This is a genomic window from Pedobacter heparinus, assembly GCF_032678725.1.
GTDB lineage: Bacteria > Bacteroidota > Bacteroidia > Sphingobacteriales > Sphingobacteriaceae > Pedobacter > Pedobacter heparinus_A.
In genome coordinates this window covers 753711-773661 of the sequence record NZ_JAVTSC010000001.1, presented here as the reverse complement: position 1 = coordinate 773661, position 19951 = coordinate 753711, and the positions used below count along the sequence as shown (strand labels likewise).

The following is a 19951-nucleotide window of genomic DNA, read 5'->3' as shown; positions in this document are numbered from 1 at the left end:
TTAATGAAAAACAATTAACTTTATAATTATTAACCCTTCCAAAAAACTGTAAAGGGAAACCCGTATCAGACCAACTGTAAAGCTATAGGCGGATAAGACCTGTAGCCAGGTAAATCCAGTACAAAAGTTTCGGCAGATCTTGGTGCAGCACCGATCATCCTGGTATAATTACCCTTTGCCGGGTTAATCGCCAGCACAGTAGCCATATCAGTTCCATTGGTACTGTCCGGATCGGAATCATCAACCCAGGTAAAGTTCAGCTTGTTTGCAACAGTAACCGCTACCTCAGCCTGATCCGCAACCGGCAAATTACCTTCGCTGATCATCACTTTGGTATAATCAATGGCGTAGTTTAACGCACTGGTACCAGTAACTGCGTTCTTCAAATGATAGGAAGTTGCTGCATTCATCGGAGTAATTCCCTTGTTAAATTGCTGATAACCGATATTTAAGAGTGGTTTAAGCGGCTTTAAAAAGCCTGTTACAAAGGCCATTTTGGCCTGTACGTTCAATTGTGCGGTTGAGGGTTGATAATCCCCAAAGTCTGGTAGACTTTTTAGGTAGAAAACCCCATTCCAGCTCGATCCAACGACCGTGCCTACTTTTCCTCTGAAGGGACCGAGGACGCCCTTTTTGTACTTTCCGAATATTTTCTGCAATTGTATATATAATTCACAATACACGGTGAGGATTTCGAAGATTTATTTTCATAGTGTATACTTAACACTCAGGTATTTAGCGCCAAAAAACCTTATCCAATCACTGCAAACAGAGAAAATCAAGTACTATTAGCAATAAAAAAATTTACCTGTTAAAATCGAATGATATGCCATACGGCACCAGCACCTGCATGTTTTTATTTTTTACTGAGTTTGATATGAAGTAATTTACTGCAACTAACCGGCTTAGAGCGATTTAGTTAATGAATTAGTTTTTGATTACTAATTTTATTAGTACATTTAACCATGGAAACCATTGTAATCAGAACCAGACCTACTGTTGAAGAATCTTTGCATCTGTTAAAAAGTGACTATGAAGCTTTACGCAACCGGATAGTTGAAAAGCTCCTTACTATTTTTGATAATGTAGAATTTGCGGATGCAGATTGGAGACACTATGAATTACTATGTAATTGCATCAAATACCACGGTAAAGCAGCAAGGGTTTGTATGAATACTTTTAACATTGAAGAATGGGTGGCATTTTCCGCCGATGAATTTAATAAGGAGATTCAGAAAAAATTAGACCGGGCAGTTAATGTATCAAAGGTATTAGATCCATCCACTGTCTGGAACTTTCCTTCCTTCAATAGAAAAAAGTAAAACTATTAAACGCAAATAAAAAAAGGGAGCAGACCTTTCGATCAAACTCCCTATAAATTAACGCTCTCCACATAAGAACAAACCTGATAAGGTTTTGTTTATGAATTTTTAATTTATCTGCTCAAATTGCAAAAATAGCTGTTAATCTGCGCTGGCACCAGTGTTTAAACTATCTCCATACATTTTCAGGCGCCCTTTCAATTCTTTACGGCCCGTATGGATCCAGGTTGCTTTAAGTCATAATTTAAATCTTGCCAATCAAATACAAGATCTAACTGTTGTTTAATAAAGCTAACATCAAATTATCATGAAAAATCCAAACGAAAAACTATGAAAAAAATATTAATGGTACTCACCTCGCACGCCGAGATGGAAAACACCGATAGCAAAACCGGCGTATGGCTGGGAGAATTTACAGACCCATATTATGAATTTATTGATGCGGGTTACACCGTTACCCTGAGCAGCCCAAAAGGCGGCCGCCCTCCAGTTGATCCCATGAGCGAACTAACAGAAAACATTACAGGCGCCAACCGCAGGTTTCAGGACGATGAAGCCGCCAGAGCTGCCTTCTCACATACCACACCATTAAACCAGATCAATCACGCCGACTATGACGCCGTATTCTATCCCGGCGGACACGGCCCCATCTGGGACTTGGCAAAAGACAACAACAGCGGGATCCTGATCCATAATTTCCTGGATTCAGGAAAACCAGTCGCAGCGGTATGCCATGGTCCCGCCGCATTGATCAGCGCGGAGCAGCAAAGGCCAGGCTTTCTTAAAGGAAAGAACATCTCCGCATTCAGCAATACCGAAGAAACCATGGTAGGGCGTAGTGGCAACGTACCATACCTGCTTCAGACTAAACTTGAAGAACTCGGTGCAGAGGTGAAAACTGCATTGGTACCCTTCTTATCGCATGTAGAAACAGACGGACTCCTGGTCACCGGGCAAAACCCACTGTCAGCAGGGCCTACCGCCAAAGCCCTGATTGAACTGCTGGAATAGAGCAAACTCAATCACGGACGTTCTTTTTATATTTATCATGATTTTCCCTTTTCAGGAATTATTCCAAATTATCTACATAACCGATCGTAAATGAGCTATAAAATATTATTGATCCAAGGTGCAGGGCAGGTAACAAGAGCGGAAGAGCAAGTAATTGTAGATGCGCTGAATGCTAAACTCGGCGATGATTTTAACATGCTGTTGCCAGCCATAAAGGGTGCTGACAATCCCACTTATAGGGCCTGGGAAACTGCTTTAGTAACGAATCTCAATAGTTTATCGGGCAAAGTTATCCTCCTCGGTCATTCCTTTGGAGCTTCTGTGATATTAAAGCATTTTTCTAAAGAACCGGTTCCTGATAAGATACTAGGAATGATCTTATTTGGCGTTCCCTATTGGAAAGAGCAGAATTGGGATGTCTCTGAATATGAAATAGAGGATGATTGCCTGGTTAACCTCAGTAAGTTGGACAATATTTATGTTTATCACTCAACGGACGATGAAGTGATCCCTGATCAACAGTTTAAAGCGTACCAAAAATTAATTCCAAAGGCACATTGGCGGGTATTATCCGGCGTAGACCATTCTTATCATGGAGCTATCCCAAACATGGTTGCAGACATCCTTGAATTGACGAAAGGATGAGGTCGTAATGAAAAAAACGCTTTCTATCCTCCCCCTTTTAGCAATAACCTACACTTATGCACAGGAAATTACCGGAACCTGGTATGGCAAAACCCACTAAAATGAGAAGTCTGATTTTATTGTTCGTGGCCATGACTTTGTTGTCGATTACTGATTAGGTAAATGCCCAAGGTAAAACCGGAGGATCCTTCGGAGATAAAATCAGTACTATTGCTTTTTGAACCGGGTGCAAAATGGAATTACTGTAATCTCGGATATTTTATGTTAGCTGATATTATTCGTCAGCTATCCGGACAGTCATTCTCTGCATATATGGAAAATGAGCTATTCAAAAAAAATCATATGTTACAAACCAGGACTACTACATTTTCAGGAATTGTAAAGAACAGAGCAGCAGGATATGTGTATAAGAGTGGCGACAGCATTTCTAATGCTCAAGATTATCTGGCATTACGGCCTAGTGGTGCATGTCTTCGATTAAGGATTTAGTAAAATGGGAAATGCTAATTCAAAACAATCAACTGCTTAGCCCGCAAAACTCGGGTATGATGTGGAAGGATAAGGTGAACACATCTGCCGCAAATAAGACACCTATGGAATATTATGGATATGGCTGGAATGTAAATGAATATAAAAACTTAAAAATAGCCCACCATAATGGTACGCTCCCTGGTTTTACCAGTAGTTACTTCCGTTTTATAGAAAGTAAATCAGCCGTTATTGTCTTAACAAATGCAAACAATGCATATTTAAAAAATATTGTTTTAAGTATAGCCAATATAATTTTTGACAATACAGTAAAGTAACCGGGATAAGGGCTTCCTTACCTATATGGATAATTAATATGCGTATATTTAATAGTTATATGATATACATAACCGATCGTCAATGAGCTATAAAATATTATTGATCCAAGTGCAGAATTAGTAACAGAATTTCATCCTGAAAAGCATACTTCAGAAACCTCCCATTCCAAACTAAATTTCGTAAATCCATAAAACTTTAGTGTTTCGAGCTGATCTTCACCGAAATTAGATTTCATAATCATAACCATTGTAGCTTTGCTGAACCTAAACCGGTAAAAATGCCAGAACAAACCAGCACTGCAGTACAGTCAAAACAAAGGAGAAAAGCTAGAAGAAAGACCAAGCCTACAACCTTCATTGATGCATTCGTAGATTTTTCTTTCAAGAGATTGTTTGCTACAGACGAAAGCAAACCTATTCTAATCGGCCTGTTAAACCACCTGTTTAAAGGCAAAAAATACATTACCGAAATTGAATATGGAAAAAATGAATTCCATGGTGAGATTGCTGAAGAAGGTGGGGCCGTATTTGATGTTTATTGCACCGATGCTGATGGCAGCAAATTCATCATAGAAATACAACGTGGCAACCAGGAGTTCTTTAAAGAGCGGGCATTATTTTATATATCCAGAGCAATAAGTGAACAGGCCCCTAAAGGCAATAGAAAGGAATGGGCTTATAATCTTACTGAAGTTTACCTGGTTGCATTTCTGGAAGACTTCAATCTGCCAGACAGTCCAAAGTCAGAATATGTTCAGGATATCTGTCTCGCCAACAGGCACACAGGCAAAATATTCTACGATAAACTCAGCTTTATGTTCATCGAGATGCTTAACTTTGTTAAAGGCCCGGATGATTTGTATACAGAACTTGATAAATGGTTATATGCATTAAAGCACTTAACAGAATTTAAACAGCGTCCAGAATACCTGTCCGGCCCGGAATTTGATCGGTTATTTACCCTGGCTAATTATGCCAATTTAACACAAGAAGAGCGAGCTATGTACAATGCAAGTTTAAAGCGGAAATGGGATAATAAGAATGTGTTGGATTACGCAGTAAAAACTGCCGATCAGAGAGCTCGCGAAGAAGAACGTGCAAAAGCTGATGAAGAAAAGAAGGAAATGGCGATCAAACTTATTGCAAGAGGTATGTCCATCGAAGAGATTACAGATTTAACTGGTCTTACCACAGCAGAAATCGAAGCCCTTTTGTACTGACTGTTCTAAATCCATGGAACCATTAACAACACGTGACGGCATTATCTAATTATGATCGAGGCTCATTTTATACCGGCGAATTTATATTAAACGAAGTAATGTCGTTAGTAATACAGTAATAACAATTATGAAACCAACATTATAATTGCCATCAGCTGCCCTTTAATCGCTGGAACTCTTTTGTAAACCCTGCCGGTATCCAGTCAAACTCATGCCTTTCTGCTTCTTAAAGAACTTGTTCAGGTGACTGCCATCGGCAAAGCCAAATTCATCAGCCAGCTCATTGATCCGCAGGTCGCTGAACTTTAACCGCCATTCGATCAGCCGGAGCCGGTAGCTGGAAATGAATTTTTGGATGGTTTCTCCACACTGCTTCTTGAAATAAACCCCCAGGTAAGCCTGTGAGATCCCAAAAGCCTCACTTATTGCAGCAGCACTCAGTTGATCTGGTACAAAAATATGACGTTCGATGTGGTTGATGATCTGAAGGATACGCTTATCGGTGTTGGTACGGACGTTTTCAGGTCTTATTTTTGAGATGTTCCTTGCTGCAATAACAATCAGGGCGTTCACCAGGTTCATGTCCAGGTCCTGCTGGTAAACTCCCCCAAGCTTCATTCCAAACAGAAGCGATTCGACAATCATTTCAACCAGACGGCTGTCATCCTTGCAGCGCATTACGCAGCCGGATAAATGAGTGGCATAAAAGAGCAGGCATTCCAGGTGGTGAATGCTTTTCCAGGGGTAGCTACGGATATAACTGTCACTAAACCTGATCAGCAGGAACTCTGTTACTTCGGTTATCTCGAAAGTATGGCGGTCGTTTGGCGTCAGCAGCAGCAGGTTGCCGTCGCGATAGGCCATGCGGTTGCCATTGATGCTGACAACGCCTTTACCGGAAATAAGATACACCATTTCAAAAAAACTATACTGCCGGTCACCCAATGGACAATGATCGGTTTTGAGATATTCCAGTTCTACCTGCTGATGCATATTTTGTTTAACCATAATACAAACATACCTTTTTATCATAGAAATGAACCGAAGGAATATGTATTTACCGGTCTATTTTTGTTAAAAATGAATCAGAAATAAAAACTATGTTTAAAGACAAAAAGAATATACTGACATTGGCCGCTGTTTGCCTCTCTTCGTTGATGTTTGGACTGGAAATTTCGAGTGTGCCGGTATTGCTGCCTACCCTCGAAAAATTATTACATGGGAATTTCAGTGATGTGCAATGGATCATGAATGCCTATACCATTGCTTGCACTACGGTACTGATGGCTTCGGGCACACTTGCAGACCGTTATGGCCGTAAACGTATTTTCATTGCCGGTCTTCTGCTTTTTGGTATTACTTCCCTGTTTTGCGGGCTGGCCCTTACCATGCAGCTGCTGATCATCGGACGCTTTTTGCAGGGGCTTGGCGGGGGAATTATGCTGATCTGCCAGATTGCGATTCTTTCCCACCAGTTCCAGGAGGGGCGCGAACGCAGCCTGGCCTTTGCCGCCTGGGGTATTGTTTTTGGTGTAGGGCTGGGTTTCGGGCCGCTGATTGGCGGCCTGATCCTTACATTTTTAAACTGGAAATGGGCTTTTCTGGTGCATGTTCCGCTCAGTATACTTACCCTTGGACTTGCGTGGGCCGGAGTGCGGGAATCACGGTCAACTCAAATACAGCGGCTGGATACCCTAGGTATGGTCAGTCTTTCGGCAGCTGTTTTCGGACTGATCTATTACATTACCCAGGGACCAGAAATGGGGTTTACAAGCATCAACTCCCTACTGGTCCTGGCGATATCTGCAGGTTCTTTCCTGCTCTTTTTATATGCAGAAAAGACAAGCATGCAGCCTATGTTTGATTATACTGTATTCAGGATACGGGACTTTTCGGGGGCTATCATCGGCTCTATTGGCATGAACTTTTGTTTTTGGCCCTTCATGATCTATCTTCCTATCTATTTTCAGGGTATTATGGGATACAGCAGTCTGATGGCAGGTACGATGCTGCTGGCCTATACGCTCCCTACACTGGTGGTTCCGCCACTGGCAGAACAGCTCCTGCTGAAATACCGTCCTGGTATCGTAATCCCATTAGGACTTTTTATTATTGGATTGGGGTTTATACTGATGTGGTTTGGAATCTTTGCCGCAGATCTCGGTGCCTGGACTATGATGCCCGGCATGTTGTTGTCTGGCATCGGATTGGGGATGTCTAATACTACAGTAACGAATACCACCACAGGATCAGTGAGCCCCGACCGTGCAGGTATGGCTTCGGGTATAGATATGAGCGCAAGGCTGATCACCCTGGCGATCAATATCGCTTTGATGGGATTTTTGTTAAGTAAAGGGGTATCCATCCATTTAAAGCGTGCATTTTCCGGAACTTTTGATGAGGTTCAACTCCATTCAGCAGCCGGGAAAATCGCAGCAGGCAATTTTGCTGGCCTTCTGGAAAAAATGCCCGGGATCAAAACATTGGACCCCACAGGTGACATTACACATAGTGCATTGGCCGGCGGTTTTCAACTACTGACCTTGTTCAGCGGAATTGGGGTCATTTTCCTAGCACTGGTTAGTTTCTTTATATTTAAGCCGCGATCACAGCATAAATAATTACGTTACCCTCTATTATTTAACCCCACCAAATTTGAGTGCAAACTCAGCGATAAAATTTCTGGGCATTTGCGGGATTGTAGTTCCCCAGCCAATAAAATAATTTTCATTGTTCAGGTTATTGGCCTTAAGCCCTATCCTGTATTTCTGCTGGTCATAACTTAAAGAAGCATTGATAACCGTATAAGCCGGTAAGGTAAATAAGCTGCTGGTTGATATGGCTGTAATATTACTGCTTGCATAATTACCACCCAGGCCCAAACCAAAACCTCTTAAAGCACCTTCACTGATACGATAACTTACCCAGCCATTCACCAGCGTTTTCGGTCCGGCACTTTCCGGACGTAAACCATCCACACTGGCCGAAGCTTTTAAGTATTTACTATCATTATAGGCATAACCAGCTAACAGGTTAAAACCAGGTATGGGATTAAATACGGCCTCAGCCTCAAATCCTTTACTCAGCTGGTTACCATTTTGCAGGCTAAACCCAGGCCGATCCGGATCTATCCGTACGGTATTGTTTACTTTAATGTAGTAATAACTCATGGTGCTGGTCAGCTTCCCATCCAGCAAGTTCAACTTTACACCCCCTTCAGTCTGGTTGGCCTGCCTGGGTTTAAAAGTACTGATGCTTTGGTCTGGCTGGGTTACGGGGGCAACATTCTGAAAACCGTTCATATAGTTCGCAAATACGGACAGTTTATCTTTTAATGGCTGGTATACCAGGCCAAACTTGGGGGCAAAGGCCGTCTGGTCATATTTACCGGTTGTTAAGCGTGAATTCAGGTTAAACGTTCCCCTGCTTTCAAAACGATCTACACGCAAACTTAACAAGGCCATCAATCCACTGGTAATATCCAGCACATCCTGCACATAAGCACTATATGTGCTTTGCGAAGAGCGGGTTTTGTTAGGCGTGGCCCCCTTCACCCGGTCGGTCAATGCAATCTTGGTCAGTTGGGCATAAGCTGCCCCTGTAGGGTTGATGGCATCAATCTGGTCAAAAGCTACAAAAGAAGTGCTCGCGCGGGCCTCCGTACGCAGATAGTCGAAACCAACCAGCAACCTGTTGCGCAGTTCAGCAATTTTAAACTCGCTGGTAAAATTCTGCTGTAAATCAATCATGGCATTTTTGCTGTACATAGCTAAAGTTGCGTTTCGGGTAAGTAAAAGGTTACCTGGCGCCATACTCAAATAAGCCGATGCACCGCTGGCATCTGTACTGGAATAAGAGAAATTTGTCTGCGATTTCCAGCCTTTACCCATTTCATAATCCGCCTGGGCATAAAAATTACCGGTAGCCACAAAAGTTTCCATATCATCCCCTACAAACCTGCGTTTAAAATCAAAGTTCAGCGCTGCAGGTGTATGCACACCAGTAGCATTGGAAGCATCTGCAAACAAGCGGTAAAAACCGTTGTTCTTACCTTTCATGTACTCCCCATCCAGAAAAACCGTCAGGCGGTCACTTGCCTTATACGTCAGGGATGGAGATACAAAGGTATATCCCAAAAAACCCGCATCCTGGAAACTACCTTCACTATGTTTGGCACCAGACATCCTGAACAGCAAAGTTTTATCCGCATTTAAAGGTACGTTTACATCAGCCGTAACCCTGCTCAGGCCATAACTGCCTACCGAATAAGCAGCCGTCCCCTCAAAAACATCATGCGGCTTTTTGGTTACCCGGTTAAACAAACCACCAAAAGAAGTTAAACTGCTGCCAAATAATGTACCGGAAGGGCCTTTTATGGCTTCCAGACTTTCCAGGTTTACCGGATCAATATAGCCAACTGTCATCCCCGGCACCCCATTCCTTAAGAATGAAGCGCTCGTAAAACCCCGCATGGCAACCGTACCACCCGGGCCGTTTCCATTGTTCTGCAATTGCAGGATCACGCCAGGTACATTCTTTAACACATCAGAATACATTACAATCATCTGGTCAAGGATCAGTTCCCTGCTTACCGAGGTGTATACCTGTGGGTTTTCCAAATCTTTTAAAGGCATTTTTGCAACCGTTACGCTTGCAGCCCTCGAGAATTTATTGGTCCGGCCAGCTCCGATGATCACCTCCTGTAGCTGGGCGTAACTTTCACTCAAGCTAAAATTAAGCTCCACAACTTCATCAGCAGCAACACTGATATTTTTCTGAAGCGGATTTAAACCAACGGCCGAAACCTTAATGATATAATCCCCTGGTTTCAGCTCATAGATTTGATAAGCACCCTTATTGTCGGTTGAGGCCCCCTGCTTCTTTCCCAGCAGCTGTACCGATATATTTTGAGCGGGCTTACCTTCGGAAGTGAGTACTTTCCCCTTGATTATACCCTCCTGGGCAAATGTAGTAGTACTGAGTGCAATCAAAATAGAGAATAGAGCGTAAAGTAGTTTTCTTTTCATGTACATTATTTAGATTGATTCCAATCAATGCAAATCTATAGAATATCAGCCCAGTCACCAAATTATTTAAAACAATTCGAGGCACAGGCATTGCACAACGCGTGCAGATCGCTTCGGAGATTGGGTACATCTTTCCGAAGCTATATGCACGCAATCTGTTTGCTGTGTGCTTTATGCCAATGGAATTATGCTGGGGTAATAGCAAAAAGGTCTGGCAGAAATTTTAACTGGTGGGCTCAGGTATCTGATCTGGAGGGTAAAGCACAAAAGAATAAGGATTAGGTACCGGGCTTTTGTAGGAATTAAACATTCCCAGGTAATTCACAACCTTAGTTTCATCTGTTTTATTGATAAAGAAATCACTCGATAAAAGGTAATATTTGATCAGGTCGCGTACACTATCGGATTTTTCCCAGTTAGATTTGGTATAATACAGAATTTTCCATTTCAAAGTAGTAACCGTGTCATTTTTAATGGATTTAAAATAATCCTCTATATAAGCAGAAAAGCCTTCTGGCTCAAGCTTTAAATAATGGAGCTCCCGTTTTAGAATTAGGGCTGCATATTTTTTCAGATCAGATCCTACGACGTAAAGTGACGCAGGGATGAGACATAATCCTACCCCAACTCCTGCTAACGTTATAAATTTTCTTCTTTCCATTTTAAAATACTTTGTCTGCAGCGAATAAAGATAAGGCCGATAAAGTGAGCGTAGGGTTAGATGGGCCATAAGTAGTAAAAGCACCTGCTCCTAAAACAAATAGGTTTCTGTATTGATGATGGATCATGTGCTTGTCTACTACACCATCGTTTTTATCATTGCTCATCCGCGTTCCTCCAATAATATGACCTTCATTGGGCTCTGTATCCTGGTATATAATTTTTTCTACAGGCAAACAGGACAGTACGCCTGGCAATTTCAGTTTCATGTTTTCTATGCCTTTTAAGGCATATGCAGACCTTTCTTTAAAATGAATTTCAGGTTTCAGTTTATTTGATGTAGTGGCCACATGATTGCTATTGATGGGTAAATCTTCAAATACCAGCCTGAAACTGGCTACATTTAAATGTTTGCCTCTTTCTACCCTGATAAAATAAGGGGCATTATTTACCTCGATCAAACATGCCGCAAAATCTTTTCTGTGATCACCATCATAAAACATATACCCGTTTGCATTAACCCAGCTGCTTCCCCCCACATTTTTCATATCCTCCAGATAAATCTGCACCTGCATGCCCAGCTGCTCTCCTATTCCCTTACCGGTCAAAGGATTTTTATCCCCCGCATTTAGCAAAATGTTAGAATTGAAAAATGGGTTAGCCCCCAGTACCACTACTTCGCCCGATGCTGACAGCTCCTTTCCATCTTTTTGGAATAACACTTTTTTCACTACATCATTTACAACTTCAAGACTATAAACATCGCAACCATAGGCAATCTCCACACGTTGATCTTCATAAACACCCATATTTCCATTTTCTATGGTAAACTTGGCGTTTACAGGACAGGTATGACAGGTGCTGTAGGCCATGCAGCCATTTCTATGGGCCAATTGCCGGCTTGCCCTGGCTGTAGGCTGGCTAATGTATTGATTGCCATATTTTTTATGCAGTATTTTATCAACCAGGCTAAAAGTATGTGCTGGCAGCGGATATTTCCCCTTTCTTGGAAAAGGGGTATTTTCCGGTCCGGATACAGACATGAGCTCTTCGGCTTCATAATAATACGGATCAAGCTCATCGTAACTCACTGGCCAGTCTTGTCCAACACCATATAAACTTTTCAGTTTAAAGTCGTTGGGCATAAACCGGGGTGTGCAGCCCCACCAGCAATTGGATGATCCTCCATGGGCAGTGGTAAACTGCCATACTTTTTTATCGTTTAAGTTGACAATGTTATCTTGCCATGGTGAAGCATATTGCTGATAAGCAGACTTTAATCCCCTTTCCACGTTTAAGCGCTCTGCATGCGGATAAAAATGGCCCTTTTCTAAAATAAGTATCTTTTTATGTTGCGAACCCGGTTTAGAAAGGTACTTCTTCAAAAAAAAACTGGAAGCAAAACCGGTACCTACAACAACCAGATCGTAATGACTATATTTCATTCAAAATATTAAGGTTAGCAGCTCTAATAGTTATAATTATTTGCATTCTGTAAAAACCAATGTAGCCAGGGAATATCCACAAACATCAAAATACAAAGTAAGATGGTAAATAATACCAGGTACAGCATGAACCACTTTCTGGTGTATAACTTTTCCGATCCTTGTACCGGAGAGTCATTTAACAATCCAATTTTGAGATACCAGGAAAAAAGCAGCGCGAAGAAAGGAAAGCTTACCAGAAGCTCAATCCTGTCTTTAATCAAAAATATCCCTAAAAAAAATGCAGAGGTAATGGCGTAAAAAAACATGGAAACCAGCAAGCTGTTTTCTGTATAAAATTTAAAAGACCGGCGGTATTGGCCAGCAATTTCCGGATTAGCGATTAATCTGTATTCTGCAAACCTTTTTGTTGCCATTAAAAATGCGCCCCCCATCCAATAGGCGATGATGATACTAACTGGGGGGAAGGTATTGATCCAATCCAGGTCCCATTTGGTATTGGGTACCCCAAGAGATGGTGTAAAAATAAACCATCCTGCTGCAAAACGGATTGGGTTATTAACCGATTCACTTAACACATCTAGAAAAACTCTGTCCTTGCTTCTAAATGGCTTAACATTGTAAATTAAACCCATAAATAGCAGAAAGCCTGCCATCAGCAGAAACTTAAGAGAAACCAGGTAAGCCAATGACAAACCTATAACAGCTAGAACGAAATATTCAGTATAAAGAAAAACCGGGTTTATAATCGTAACTACAGATGACCTTTTCTTTTTTAAAGGATGATACTTATCAAATCCTCTATCCAGATATTCATTGATGACATAATTGGCAGAAGCAACAAGACAGATGCTGATCACTCCTAAAACAATTTTTGAGGCTAAAACCGATGTAAATGGCGTATTAAAAATCGACAGTGCAAACAACATTCCGGGCACCATGAACACATTCTTTACCCAGTTGTCTGGCCTGGCAATAGCAATATATTCAGCCAGTTTAGCTGGTTTTGGTATGGTTTCACTTTGCAAAGATGGCAATTCGTCTTTTAAAATGGTTCTTTCAATCATCGCTCGTATTTTTGTCAATACCCTTAGTAATTTTTGCTGCAAGTTGATGATATAAATCTTTTATTGCAATGCTTTCGTTCACCAGAAGGAAAGGAACTCCGGTACGTGCTGCACAAATTCCGTCCAGCTCATACCTGTCTCCGATATATAAACATTTCGTTTTATCTGTTAAACTCATTGCGGTTAGAATAAGGTTTAAGCCCTCCGGATTGGGTTTGAAACTATTTATTCTTTCATCTGTTGAGCTGATTTCCAGACCAACTTTAATTTGCATATGAGCTAGTTTTAGCTTAGAATTATAATCTGAATAAACGGCTGTTTTTATTCCCTTGGTTTTTAATGCAGCTAAAAAATCAAGAACACCAGGATAGATACATTTTTTAAGGTATTGATTTGGAGTATTAAAGATCCACTGATTAACTACAGGCTTTACCGCATCTACTTTTATGTTCATTTTTTTAGCGCACCATTGATATTGTTCTTCCTCAAGATTTTGTCCCTTATATCCAGCTCTTTTTTCACGTTCTTTCCTGAAATGATACAGAATTAAGAGCTCCTTACATTTCCAAGGCCTGGACATGTAGTATAAAAGCAGTTTTAAGAGCATGATTTTTCTCAGTTTGGATTGACCATATAACGTTCCATCTACATCAAAAACGACCAGTTCCAGCTCATCCCATAAAATATCTTCCAATTCGATTAATTAAGAAATAAAATTATCAAAAAATTCGATATTGCACCCTATTAAAAATTCAATAATGAATAATTTGATCAGTAAGCAGTTGATTAAAGCAAACAAATCTGTTATCATCGCCTTAATTCTGTTATTTGGAATAGGAATAAGACTATTCCATTATTTCTATAACCGGTCCTTATGGCTGGATGAATTGTATTTATGTTCCAGCTTTCCTCAGCTAAGCTTTACAGATATTTTCACCGGGACCCTGGAATATGGGCAAAAGGCCCCTGTAGGATTTTTAATACTGGTAAAAAGTGCGGTAAGTTTACTGGGATTTAACGAACTGGCTTTAAGGTTAATCCCGTTGCTGGCAGGAATTTCTGCCTTGCTTTTATTCGCCAAATTGTGTAAAAACCTGCTTAATCCCACTGGACAGATTATCGCGATAGCCATATGTGCCTTTGCTCCGGCAATTGTTTATCATAGTGTAGAGATTAAACAATATGCTACAGAATTTCTGGCTACCATAATTGCCTTGTATTTGTTTACGAGATATTACGATAACCTGAAATGGAAGTATAACATCTTGTGGGGCTTATCAGGAGCGCTTTTAATCTGGTTCTCCTTTTCGGTTATTTTTATATTACTGGGTATTGCAACTGGAGTAGGTTTGTACCATATGCTCAAAAAAAACTGGAAAAGTCTCTTTTTTTATGCTGCACCTTTTATGATGTGGTTAGGCAGTTTTTTACTCAACTATATTTTGTTTACACGTAAACAGGAGTCTGACTGGGTGGTATATTTTTTTAAAGTCTACGGTAATTTTATGCCCCTCCCTCCCCACTCCTTTGAAGATCTGAAATGGTTCCCCAGAAATTTTATGGGCATGATGGATTATCCTTTAGGGCTGAACTGGAATTTTAATCACATTAATACAAATACAACCGCCGCGGTGCTGACAATTATTCCGTTAGTATTTTTATTTGCAGGTATATACGCTATTTACAAGAATAACAAACAAGGCTTTTATGTACTTATTTTTCCGGTGCTACTAACCCTGCTGGCATCAGGTTTATATTTATACCCACTTATTGAAAGATTCTGGCTGTTTCTGGCACCAATATTCATATTACTGATAGCAACAGGCTTTCAGTATGGTCAATTAAAAATAAAACGCTATCAATATATGCTGATGGCATTGATCGTTTTTTCTCCATTTTGTCAGGCCTTATACTTTATAGTTAAACCAGAAACCTTTTACAAACATAAAAAGTCATTTCAGAGGGAAGCTTTGACTTATATCAACAATCACTTCCAGAATGGAGACGCGGTTTATAATTATTGGAATAATGCACCAGGTTATAAAGTGTACAGGAATAACGGCCATTTCAAGTATAAGGCTATTACAGGACGTGATTTTAGAAAATCCTCCAGGAATATTGAGGAATATAATCAAAATTTGAAATTGGATTTTAATCGGTTTTCAGGAAAGAAAAGAGTTTGGTTGATTTATAACAGTCAGTTTTTAACAGATATTGGTGATCTTATAGATACCCCGGAATGGTATTATAAAACCCGTATATCTCCTACAAAGAACATTTATTTGCAACTCAGCAAAATTGGTGTTCAAGTAACTAGCAGAAGATACAAAGATGTTACAGTCTGTTTATTTGAGTTAAATACTAAAAATTAGATAAGTTTAATCAAAAATTCTAAGTATAAGTTTCAATTGGCAACCTTACATGCCCTTATCAAAAATGCACTTGTTGTATTAAATACTTTAGTTAAAGTATAGAGTTGTATAGACTGATATATCTTGTACTTTGTATCTTTTCATCGAAATTTTCTTCAGCAAGTTTTCTGATTTCCCAAGAATCAAAAGACCTTTTTCCAGTTACAAAATCCAGGATTGCCTCCCGTAACGATTTGGAATTTATTTCATCTGCAAAAAAACCCATCTTTTCTCCGTCAATCCAGTCCAGCATACCTCCTACCTTAAAACTCAATACAGGTGTACCACATGCAAAGGATTCCAGCATTACATTTGGCAAATTATCTTCTAATGACGGTAAAATACATAAATCTGCGGCACTATAGGCTAAACTGATAATTTGTTCATTCGAAATAAAGCCCAAATTTCGGTGAGGCTGATTGGCAAATATTATAGGGTGGTTTCCTATTGTTAGGATCTGAACCGAATTTTCAGGCAAACTATGGATAGCATCCATTAAAATCTGCACGCCTTTCCTGATATTACTTAGGTTCTCCGCGACAAAAATTAAAGTTGGCATATTTGGTTCCAAACCAAGTGCATTTTTAGCCATAATTTTGTCCAGCATCCTGAAGTCATTTAACGGCTGCCCATAAGGAATCAAATGGTGTGGAAACCTCTTAAACAATTCACTGTTTTCAGATTCTGACAGCAGCCATTTTGAAGGAGTGACTATATGTAAATTTTCTAACCCAGCTAAATACTTGATTTTATTAGCCACTTCCCGTTGCTCGATCTTGATATAAGCGTTATTATTAAGTAAATCGTTTTTATAATGAAAAATTCCCTGAAAAGGTGCCATATCATGTAATGTCCAAACGATTGGCTTATCTTTAAATTGCTTAAAGAATGTTTTATAGTTAATTAAATCTGATACCCAGTGCAAATTTATGATATCCGCATTATTTAAGGTCTCCAGGGTTTCGATTCTATTGTCTTGATCCGGAAAGCTGATCTTCTCAAATTTACCATTTAGTTGTGCTACCTTTCGATTATTCTTATGTACATTAAGAATAGGAATGCCTAGCTTGCTTAATATCCTATAAAACAATTTCCACTGAATTGATTCGATAAGTTCGCGATCCTTACTAGTTCCTGTTTGATGACCTGACAAAAACTTGGAATTAATATTGGCTTTTAGCAAACTGTTGTGTAGGCGATATGCTGCAAGACCGGCACCTCCTCCCTGGTAGGTGCTTATATGGGCTACTTTGAAATGTTCTTGGAGCATTTACTGCTAAATAATATTTATACAATAATACAGCTTTAAATCAAAATAATATTTTTTTTATTAAGTTAATATTTAAAAAAAATGATTCCTTTTAAACAGATAAAGCGAGTTTATAAATTAATAATAACGTTGATCAATAAAAGTTAAGTTAGCCAAAAATCATTAGGTTAAATCACTTTGTAAGGATATCTATTTGGTCTAATATTGTTGAATCCACATCGATATCAAATTTTCTGGCAAAGAACATACCTGAGTCTCTTAAATTAGTCATGTCATTCAATTTCAAAATTTCTGGATTTGCACGTCCTTCAGGAAAATTAATGTACCTCAGGTTATTATTTATTATGTTACTTTTCAAAGGAGAATTCATCAATACTGTTGGAATGACAAATTCATCAGTACCCCAACAAAATTTCAGAAAATTACTCAATTTATTTTCTCTTCTTAAGTAATTGATTAAATAATTTGCGCTTACCTTATTAATTGTCCACCAGCTGGCCTTGCTTCCTCCATAAAGTTTCAACGGTAGCGGAAACCTACGTGTTGGAAGCAATTTATTAATCATTTTCTCGACAAAATATTTCCCTTTAAAACTAAAATCGGTTAAGTGATACTTTTGAAAGCGCTGAACCGCATTGTGCCACCAATTCGATTCATTTTCATTTTCGTAGTAAACAAATGACTTATCAGCATTTTGCAACAGAAAATCATAGATATACTGGTTGTTTTTAATTGGATAATCCTGAGCGCTTAATAGATTGTAAAAACCATATTCAACGCCATTACTTAGAACTTCTTCAAGGGAATTTAACATGGCCTGCAAAGTACTATAGCCCCCCCAATTACATATTACTCTTTTCTTTATAAAGACAACCCTGGCTAAGCCCTTTAAATACAGGAAACTTTGAATATCAACTTTTTTATCAATGTGTATATAGAAGTCAAATTCCGGATGCTGCATCTTTCTAAGCAACCGTTCCAATTGAACAGGATTTTTATGTGCAATTAAGATATGAGCTATACGCATTTAGAGAAATTATATCTATTATTATTGTTTAACAATTCTTTTATTTAACTTTTGATTAATCACAGCATACAATTCTTTATAAACGCTGGGATCTAATGAAAAACACATTAGAACTTGAAGGCTCTTCTTTATTCCATATTTAAAATGTCCATTACCAAGTGATATAACTGCTTGCTCCAGCAGCATGTCTAATTCGATTTTCTTTTTCCATTTACTTGTCAAACCCCTCATATAAGACAACTCATGCAATCGCACCATCGATTTCGATTCAAATAAATTATCAATCAGATCATCCATCATTCTTTTTTGTCTGTTACCCCAGTAATGCACTACATATTTTTCTACAGGCCTGATCTGAGTTTTTTTTTGCAGAATTAATGAAAACGCAAGTTGTTCACTAATAAACCATCTGGAATTTGCATAGAAATCATCAGTCAACCTGCATACATCAGACATATACCCTGCAAAATCCTTGCCTAAACCTAAAAATCCTGAATTCCAACTATAATCATATTTATTGAATTTCTCTAAAACTCCTCCTATCATAAAATTTTTACCCGAAATATAACTGATAAATGCTGCTGGATAATGTCCTTGGTTAAAAGAACTAAAAAGATTCAATGCTCCTTCAAGTTTATATTCTCGTTTGTGCATATAGCTTTTTCCAGGCTCAATCTTGTTAAAAAATTGACTGGCATCAGCAGTAAAAAAAGTATCTGAATCTATAAACAGCTGATCTTCATTTGGATATCTTTCAAAATTAAGACTGATTACGTAAACTTTTCTTCTATGTAGAAAATTTTGACTACCAGCCATAAGTTCCAGGGTTTCAGGTGTAAGAAAAAAAAAATCTATTTTTTTGTCTTTCAAATACGGGTGAAAATAAGCAGGGGAATCTGTATAGATAACAACCCGTGTCGTATCCAAAAGATCTTTACACCAGAAAAAGAAACTGAAGATGCTAAATATTGTCCTTCTATATTCATGATCGTTCCCATAAGAAAGATATACAAGGCTTCTACTTATCATAAAATTTAAACGTCATAAATACCCAGAATTTTTATTCAAGTATACAAAATACGATTGAGCTTTCAAGTATTCCAGCTTAAACTTAGAGAAGAATTAAATGATTTTATATAAACCAGCACGAAGGGAAATAATTTGCCTTTGTAGCCTGTTATCTGATAATTTTCACTTAAAAATAAGTATACTTGTTGTCTGTTATAAAATGTCTTAAAACACTATAGGGCCTGCAATTTTATTATTTAGCTGCAACAATTAGAAACTAATGAAGATAAGTATATTAACACCATCCTTTAATTCAGGAAAATATCTTGAAAGGGCTATTCAAAGTGTATTAAATCAAGATTACACTAACTACGAACATATTGTTGTTGATGGTGGATCAAATGATGAAACAATTACTATATTAAATAAACATAAACACCTGATCTATGTATCTGAAAAAGATAAGGGGCAATCAGATGCTATGAATAAAGCCTTTCATATGAGTTCAGGAGATCTGATTGTTTATTTAAATGCGGATGATGAATTTGCACCTGGGTCCTTTAAGAAAGTAGTAGCTGCTTTTCAAGAATCAGACAAGATAGACATGATCGTCGGTAACCTGCTTTTTTTAAGTCCTGATGAGCAGCTAATCAGATATCCTTCGGCCAGATATCGGGATATTCTATTATATTGGAAAAATCTATTTCCTAATAACCCAGTCAGCTATTACTACAAACGTAAAGTTCAAATCAGGATTGGTGATTTTCCTGTCGATAATCACTATTCAATGGATATATGGTTTTTACTGAAAGCATATAAACTTTTTAAAATTGCAAAGGTTGAGGCTATGCTGGGTACGTTTCACTCTGATGGAACTAATAAGACTGCCACGGTTGATACCGGTTTTGCGCTGCATAATGCGGTTAAAACCCACTTAAAAAAAGAAAATCCTTTGCTATTGCCTTACTTTTATTTCAAGCTTCTAGTGGGAAGGTTTATGTAAACATCTTCGATTCAAAATTAACTTAAGAT

Annotated in this window: 19 protein-coding genes; 9 read left to right on the top strand and 10 right to left on the bottom strand. The window is 38.9% G+C overall.

Translation table 11 applies throughout. The annotated features are described in order from the left end of the window. Positions 1 to 65: 65 nt before the first annotated feature. Complete coding sequence (locus tag R2Q85_RS03150) at positions 66 to 659, bottom strand: DUF6266 family protein (RefSeq protein ID WP_316810290.1); 594 nt, start codon at positions 657 to 659, stop codon at positions 66 to 68. 306 nt (positions 660 to 965) lie between these two features. Between R2Q85_RS03150 and R2Q85_RS03145 the strand changes: the two genes are divergently transcribed. From R2Q85_RS03145 to R2Q85_RS03125, 6 genes are all read left to right on the top strand, one after another. After that, complete coding sequence (locus R2Q85_RS03145) at positions 966 to 1322, top strand: hypothetical protein (protein WP_316810289.1); 357 nt, start codon at positions 966 to 968, stop codon at positions 1320 to 1322. A gap of 330 nt (positions 1323 to 1652) precedes the next feature. Next, positions 1653 to 2333 carry a type 1 glutamine amidotransferase domain-containing protein gene (locus R2Q85_RS03140; protein ID WP_316810288.1) on the top strand — a complete coding sequence of 227 codons (681 nt, stop codon included), beginning with the start codon at positions 1653 to 1655 and terminating at the stop codon, positions 2331 to 2333. Between the two features lie 90 nt (positions 2334 to 2423). Beyond that, entirely contained in the window at positions 2424 to 2978 is a 555-nt protein-coding gene (locus R2Q85_RS03135; RefSeq protein WP_316810287.1) for an alpha/beta fold hydrolase, read from the top strand. A gap of 162 nt (positions 2979 to 3140) precedes the next feature. Then, positions 3141 to 3467, top strand: coding sequence for a serine hydrolase (locus R2Q85_RS24580; RefSeq protein WP_410478832.1), 327 nt, complete (start codon positions 3141 to 3143; stop codon positions 3465 to 3467). Positions 3468 to 3478: 11 nt separating this feature from the next. Then, entirely contained in the window at positions 3479 to 3784 is a 306-nt protein-coding gene (locus R2Q85_RS03130) for a serine hydrolase (protein WP_410478831.1), read from the top strand. A gap of 278 nt (positions 3785 to 4062) precedes the next feature. Continuing rightward, a complete protein-coding gene (locus R2Q85_RS03125) occupies positions 4063 to 5004 on the top strand; it encodes an Rpn family recombination-promoting nuclease/putative transposase (RefSeq protein ID WP_316810285.1) in 942 nt (313 codons plus the stop codon). A gap of 162 nt (positions 5005 to 5166) precedes the next feature. Here the strand turns inward: R2Q85_RS03125 and R2Q85_RS03120 are convergent, their stop codons facing one another. Beyond that, on the bottom strand, positions 5167 to 6012 hold the full coding sequence (locus R2Q85_RS03120; protein ID WP_316810284.1) for an AraC family transcriptional regulator: 846 nt from the start codon (positions 6010 to 6012) through the stop codon (positions 5167 to 5169). A 92-nt stretch (positions 6013 to 6104) separates the two neighbouring features. Here R2Q85_RS03120 and R2Q85_RS03115 point away from each other — a divergent pair, with 92 nt between their 5' ends. Next, positions 6105 to 7625: an MFS transporter gene (locus R2Q85_RS03115; RefSeq protein WP_316810283.1), complete on the top strand. Its 1521-nt coding sequence runs from the start codon at positions 6105 to 6107 to the stop codon at positions 7623 to 7625. A gap of 15 nt (positions 7626 to 7640) precedes the next feature. Here the strand turns inward: R2Q85_RS03115 and R2Q85_RS03110 are convergent, their stop codons facing one another. The 5 genes from R2Q85_RS03110 to R2Q85_RS03090 form a co-directional block, all read right to left on the bottom strand. Continuing rightward, positions 7641 to 10031, bottom strand: a complete 2391-nt coding sequence (locus R2Q85_RS03110; RefSeq protein WP_316810282.1) for a TonB-dependent receptor — start codon at positions 10029 to 10031, stop codon at positions 7641 to 7643. A gap of 223 nt (positions 10032 to 10254) precedes the next feature. Continuing rightward, positions 10255 to 10692, bottom strand: a complete 438-nt coding sequence (locus R2Q85_RS03105; protein WP_316810281.1) for a hypothetical protein — start codon at positions 10690 to 10692, stop codon at positions 10255 to 10257. 1 nt (position 10693) lies between these two features. Beyond that, positions 10694 to 12136, bottom strand: coding sequence for a GMC oxidoreductase (locus tag R2Q85_RS03100; RefSeq protein ID WP_316810280.1), 1443 nt, complete (start codon positions 12134 to 12136; stop codon positions 10694 to 10696). Between the two features lie 23 nt (positions 12137 to 12159). Continuing rightward, entirely contained in the window at positions 12160 to 13203 is a 1044-nt protein-coding gene (locus tag R2Q85_RS03095) for a UbiA prenyltransferase family protein (protein ID WP_316810279.1), read from the bottom strand. Continuing rightward, a complete protein-coding gene (locus tag R2Q85_RS03090) occupies positions 13196 to 13897 on the bottom strand; it encodes an HAD family hydrolase (RefSeq protein ID WP_316810278.1) in 702 nt (233 codons plus the stop codon). The genes R2Q85_RS03095 and R2Q85_RS03090 overlap by 8 nt, the downstream gene beginning before the upstream one ends. A gap of 64 nt (positions 13898 to 13961) precedes the next feature. On the opposite strand from R2Q85_RS03090, the gene R2Q85_RS03085 reads away from it, so the two are divergent. Next, positions 13962 to 15575, top strand: a complete 1614-nt coding sequence (locus tag R2Q85_RS03085; protein WP_316810277.1) for a glycosyltransferase family 39 protein — start codon at positions 13962 to 13964, stop codon at positions 15573 to 15575. Between the two features lie 91 nt (positions 15576 to 15666). On the opposite strand, the gene R2Q85_RS03080 is transcribed toward R2Q85_RS03085, so the two are convergent. From R2Q85_RS03080 to R2Q85_RS03070, 3 genes are all read right to left on the bottom strand, one after another. Beyond that, positions 15667 to 16884 (bottom strand): glycosyltransferase, encoded by a 1218-nt coding sequence (locus R2Q85_RS03080; protein ID WP_316810276.1) that lies wholly within the window; start codon positions 16882 to 16884, stop codon positions 15667 to 15669. A 172-nt stretch (positions 16885 to 17056) separates the two neighbouring features. Next, complete coding sequence (locus R2Q85_RS03075) at positions 17057 to 17911, bottom strand: beta-1,6-N-acetylglucosaminyltransferase (RefSeq protein ID WP_316810275.1); 855 nt, start codon at positions 17909 to 17911, stop codon at positions 17057 to 17059. A 21-nt stretch (positions 17912 to 17932) separates the two neighbouring features. After that, positions 17933 to 18781: a hypothetical protein gene (locus tag R2Q85_RS03070; protein ID WP_316810274.1), complete on the bottom strand. Its 849-nt coding sequence runs from the start codon at positions 18779 to 18781 to the stop codon at positions 17933 to 17935. A 418-nt stretch (positions 18782 to 19199) separates the two neighbouring features. On the opposite strand from R2Q85_RS03070, the gene R2Q85_RS03065 reads away from it, so the two are divergent. Continuing rightward, positions 19200 to 19922, top strand: coding sequence for a glycosyltransferase family 2 protein (locus R2Q85_RS03065; protein ID WP_316810273.1), 723 nt, complete (start codon positions 19200 to 19202; stop codon positions 19920 to 19922). Positions 19923 to 19951: the final 29 nt, after the last annotated feature.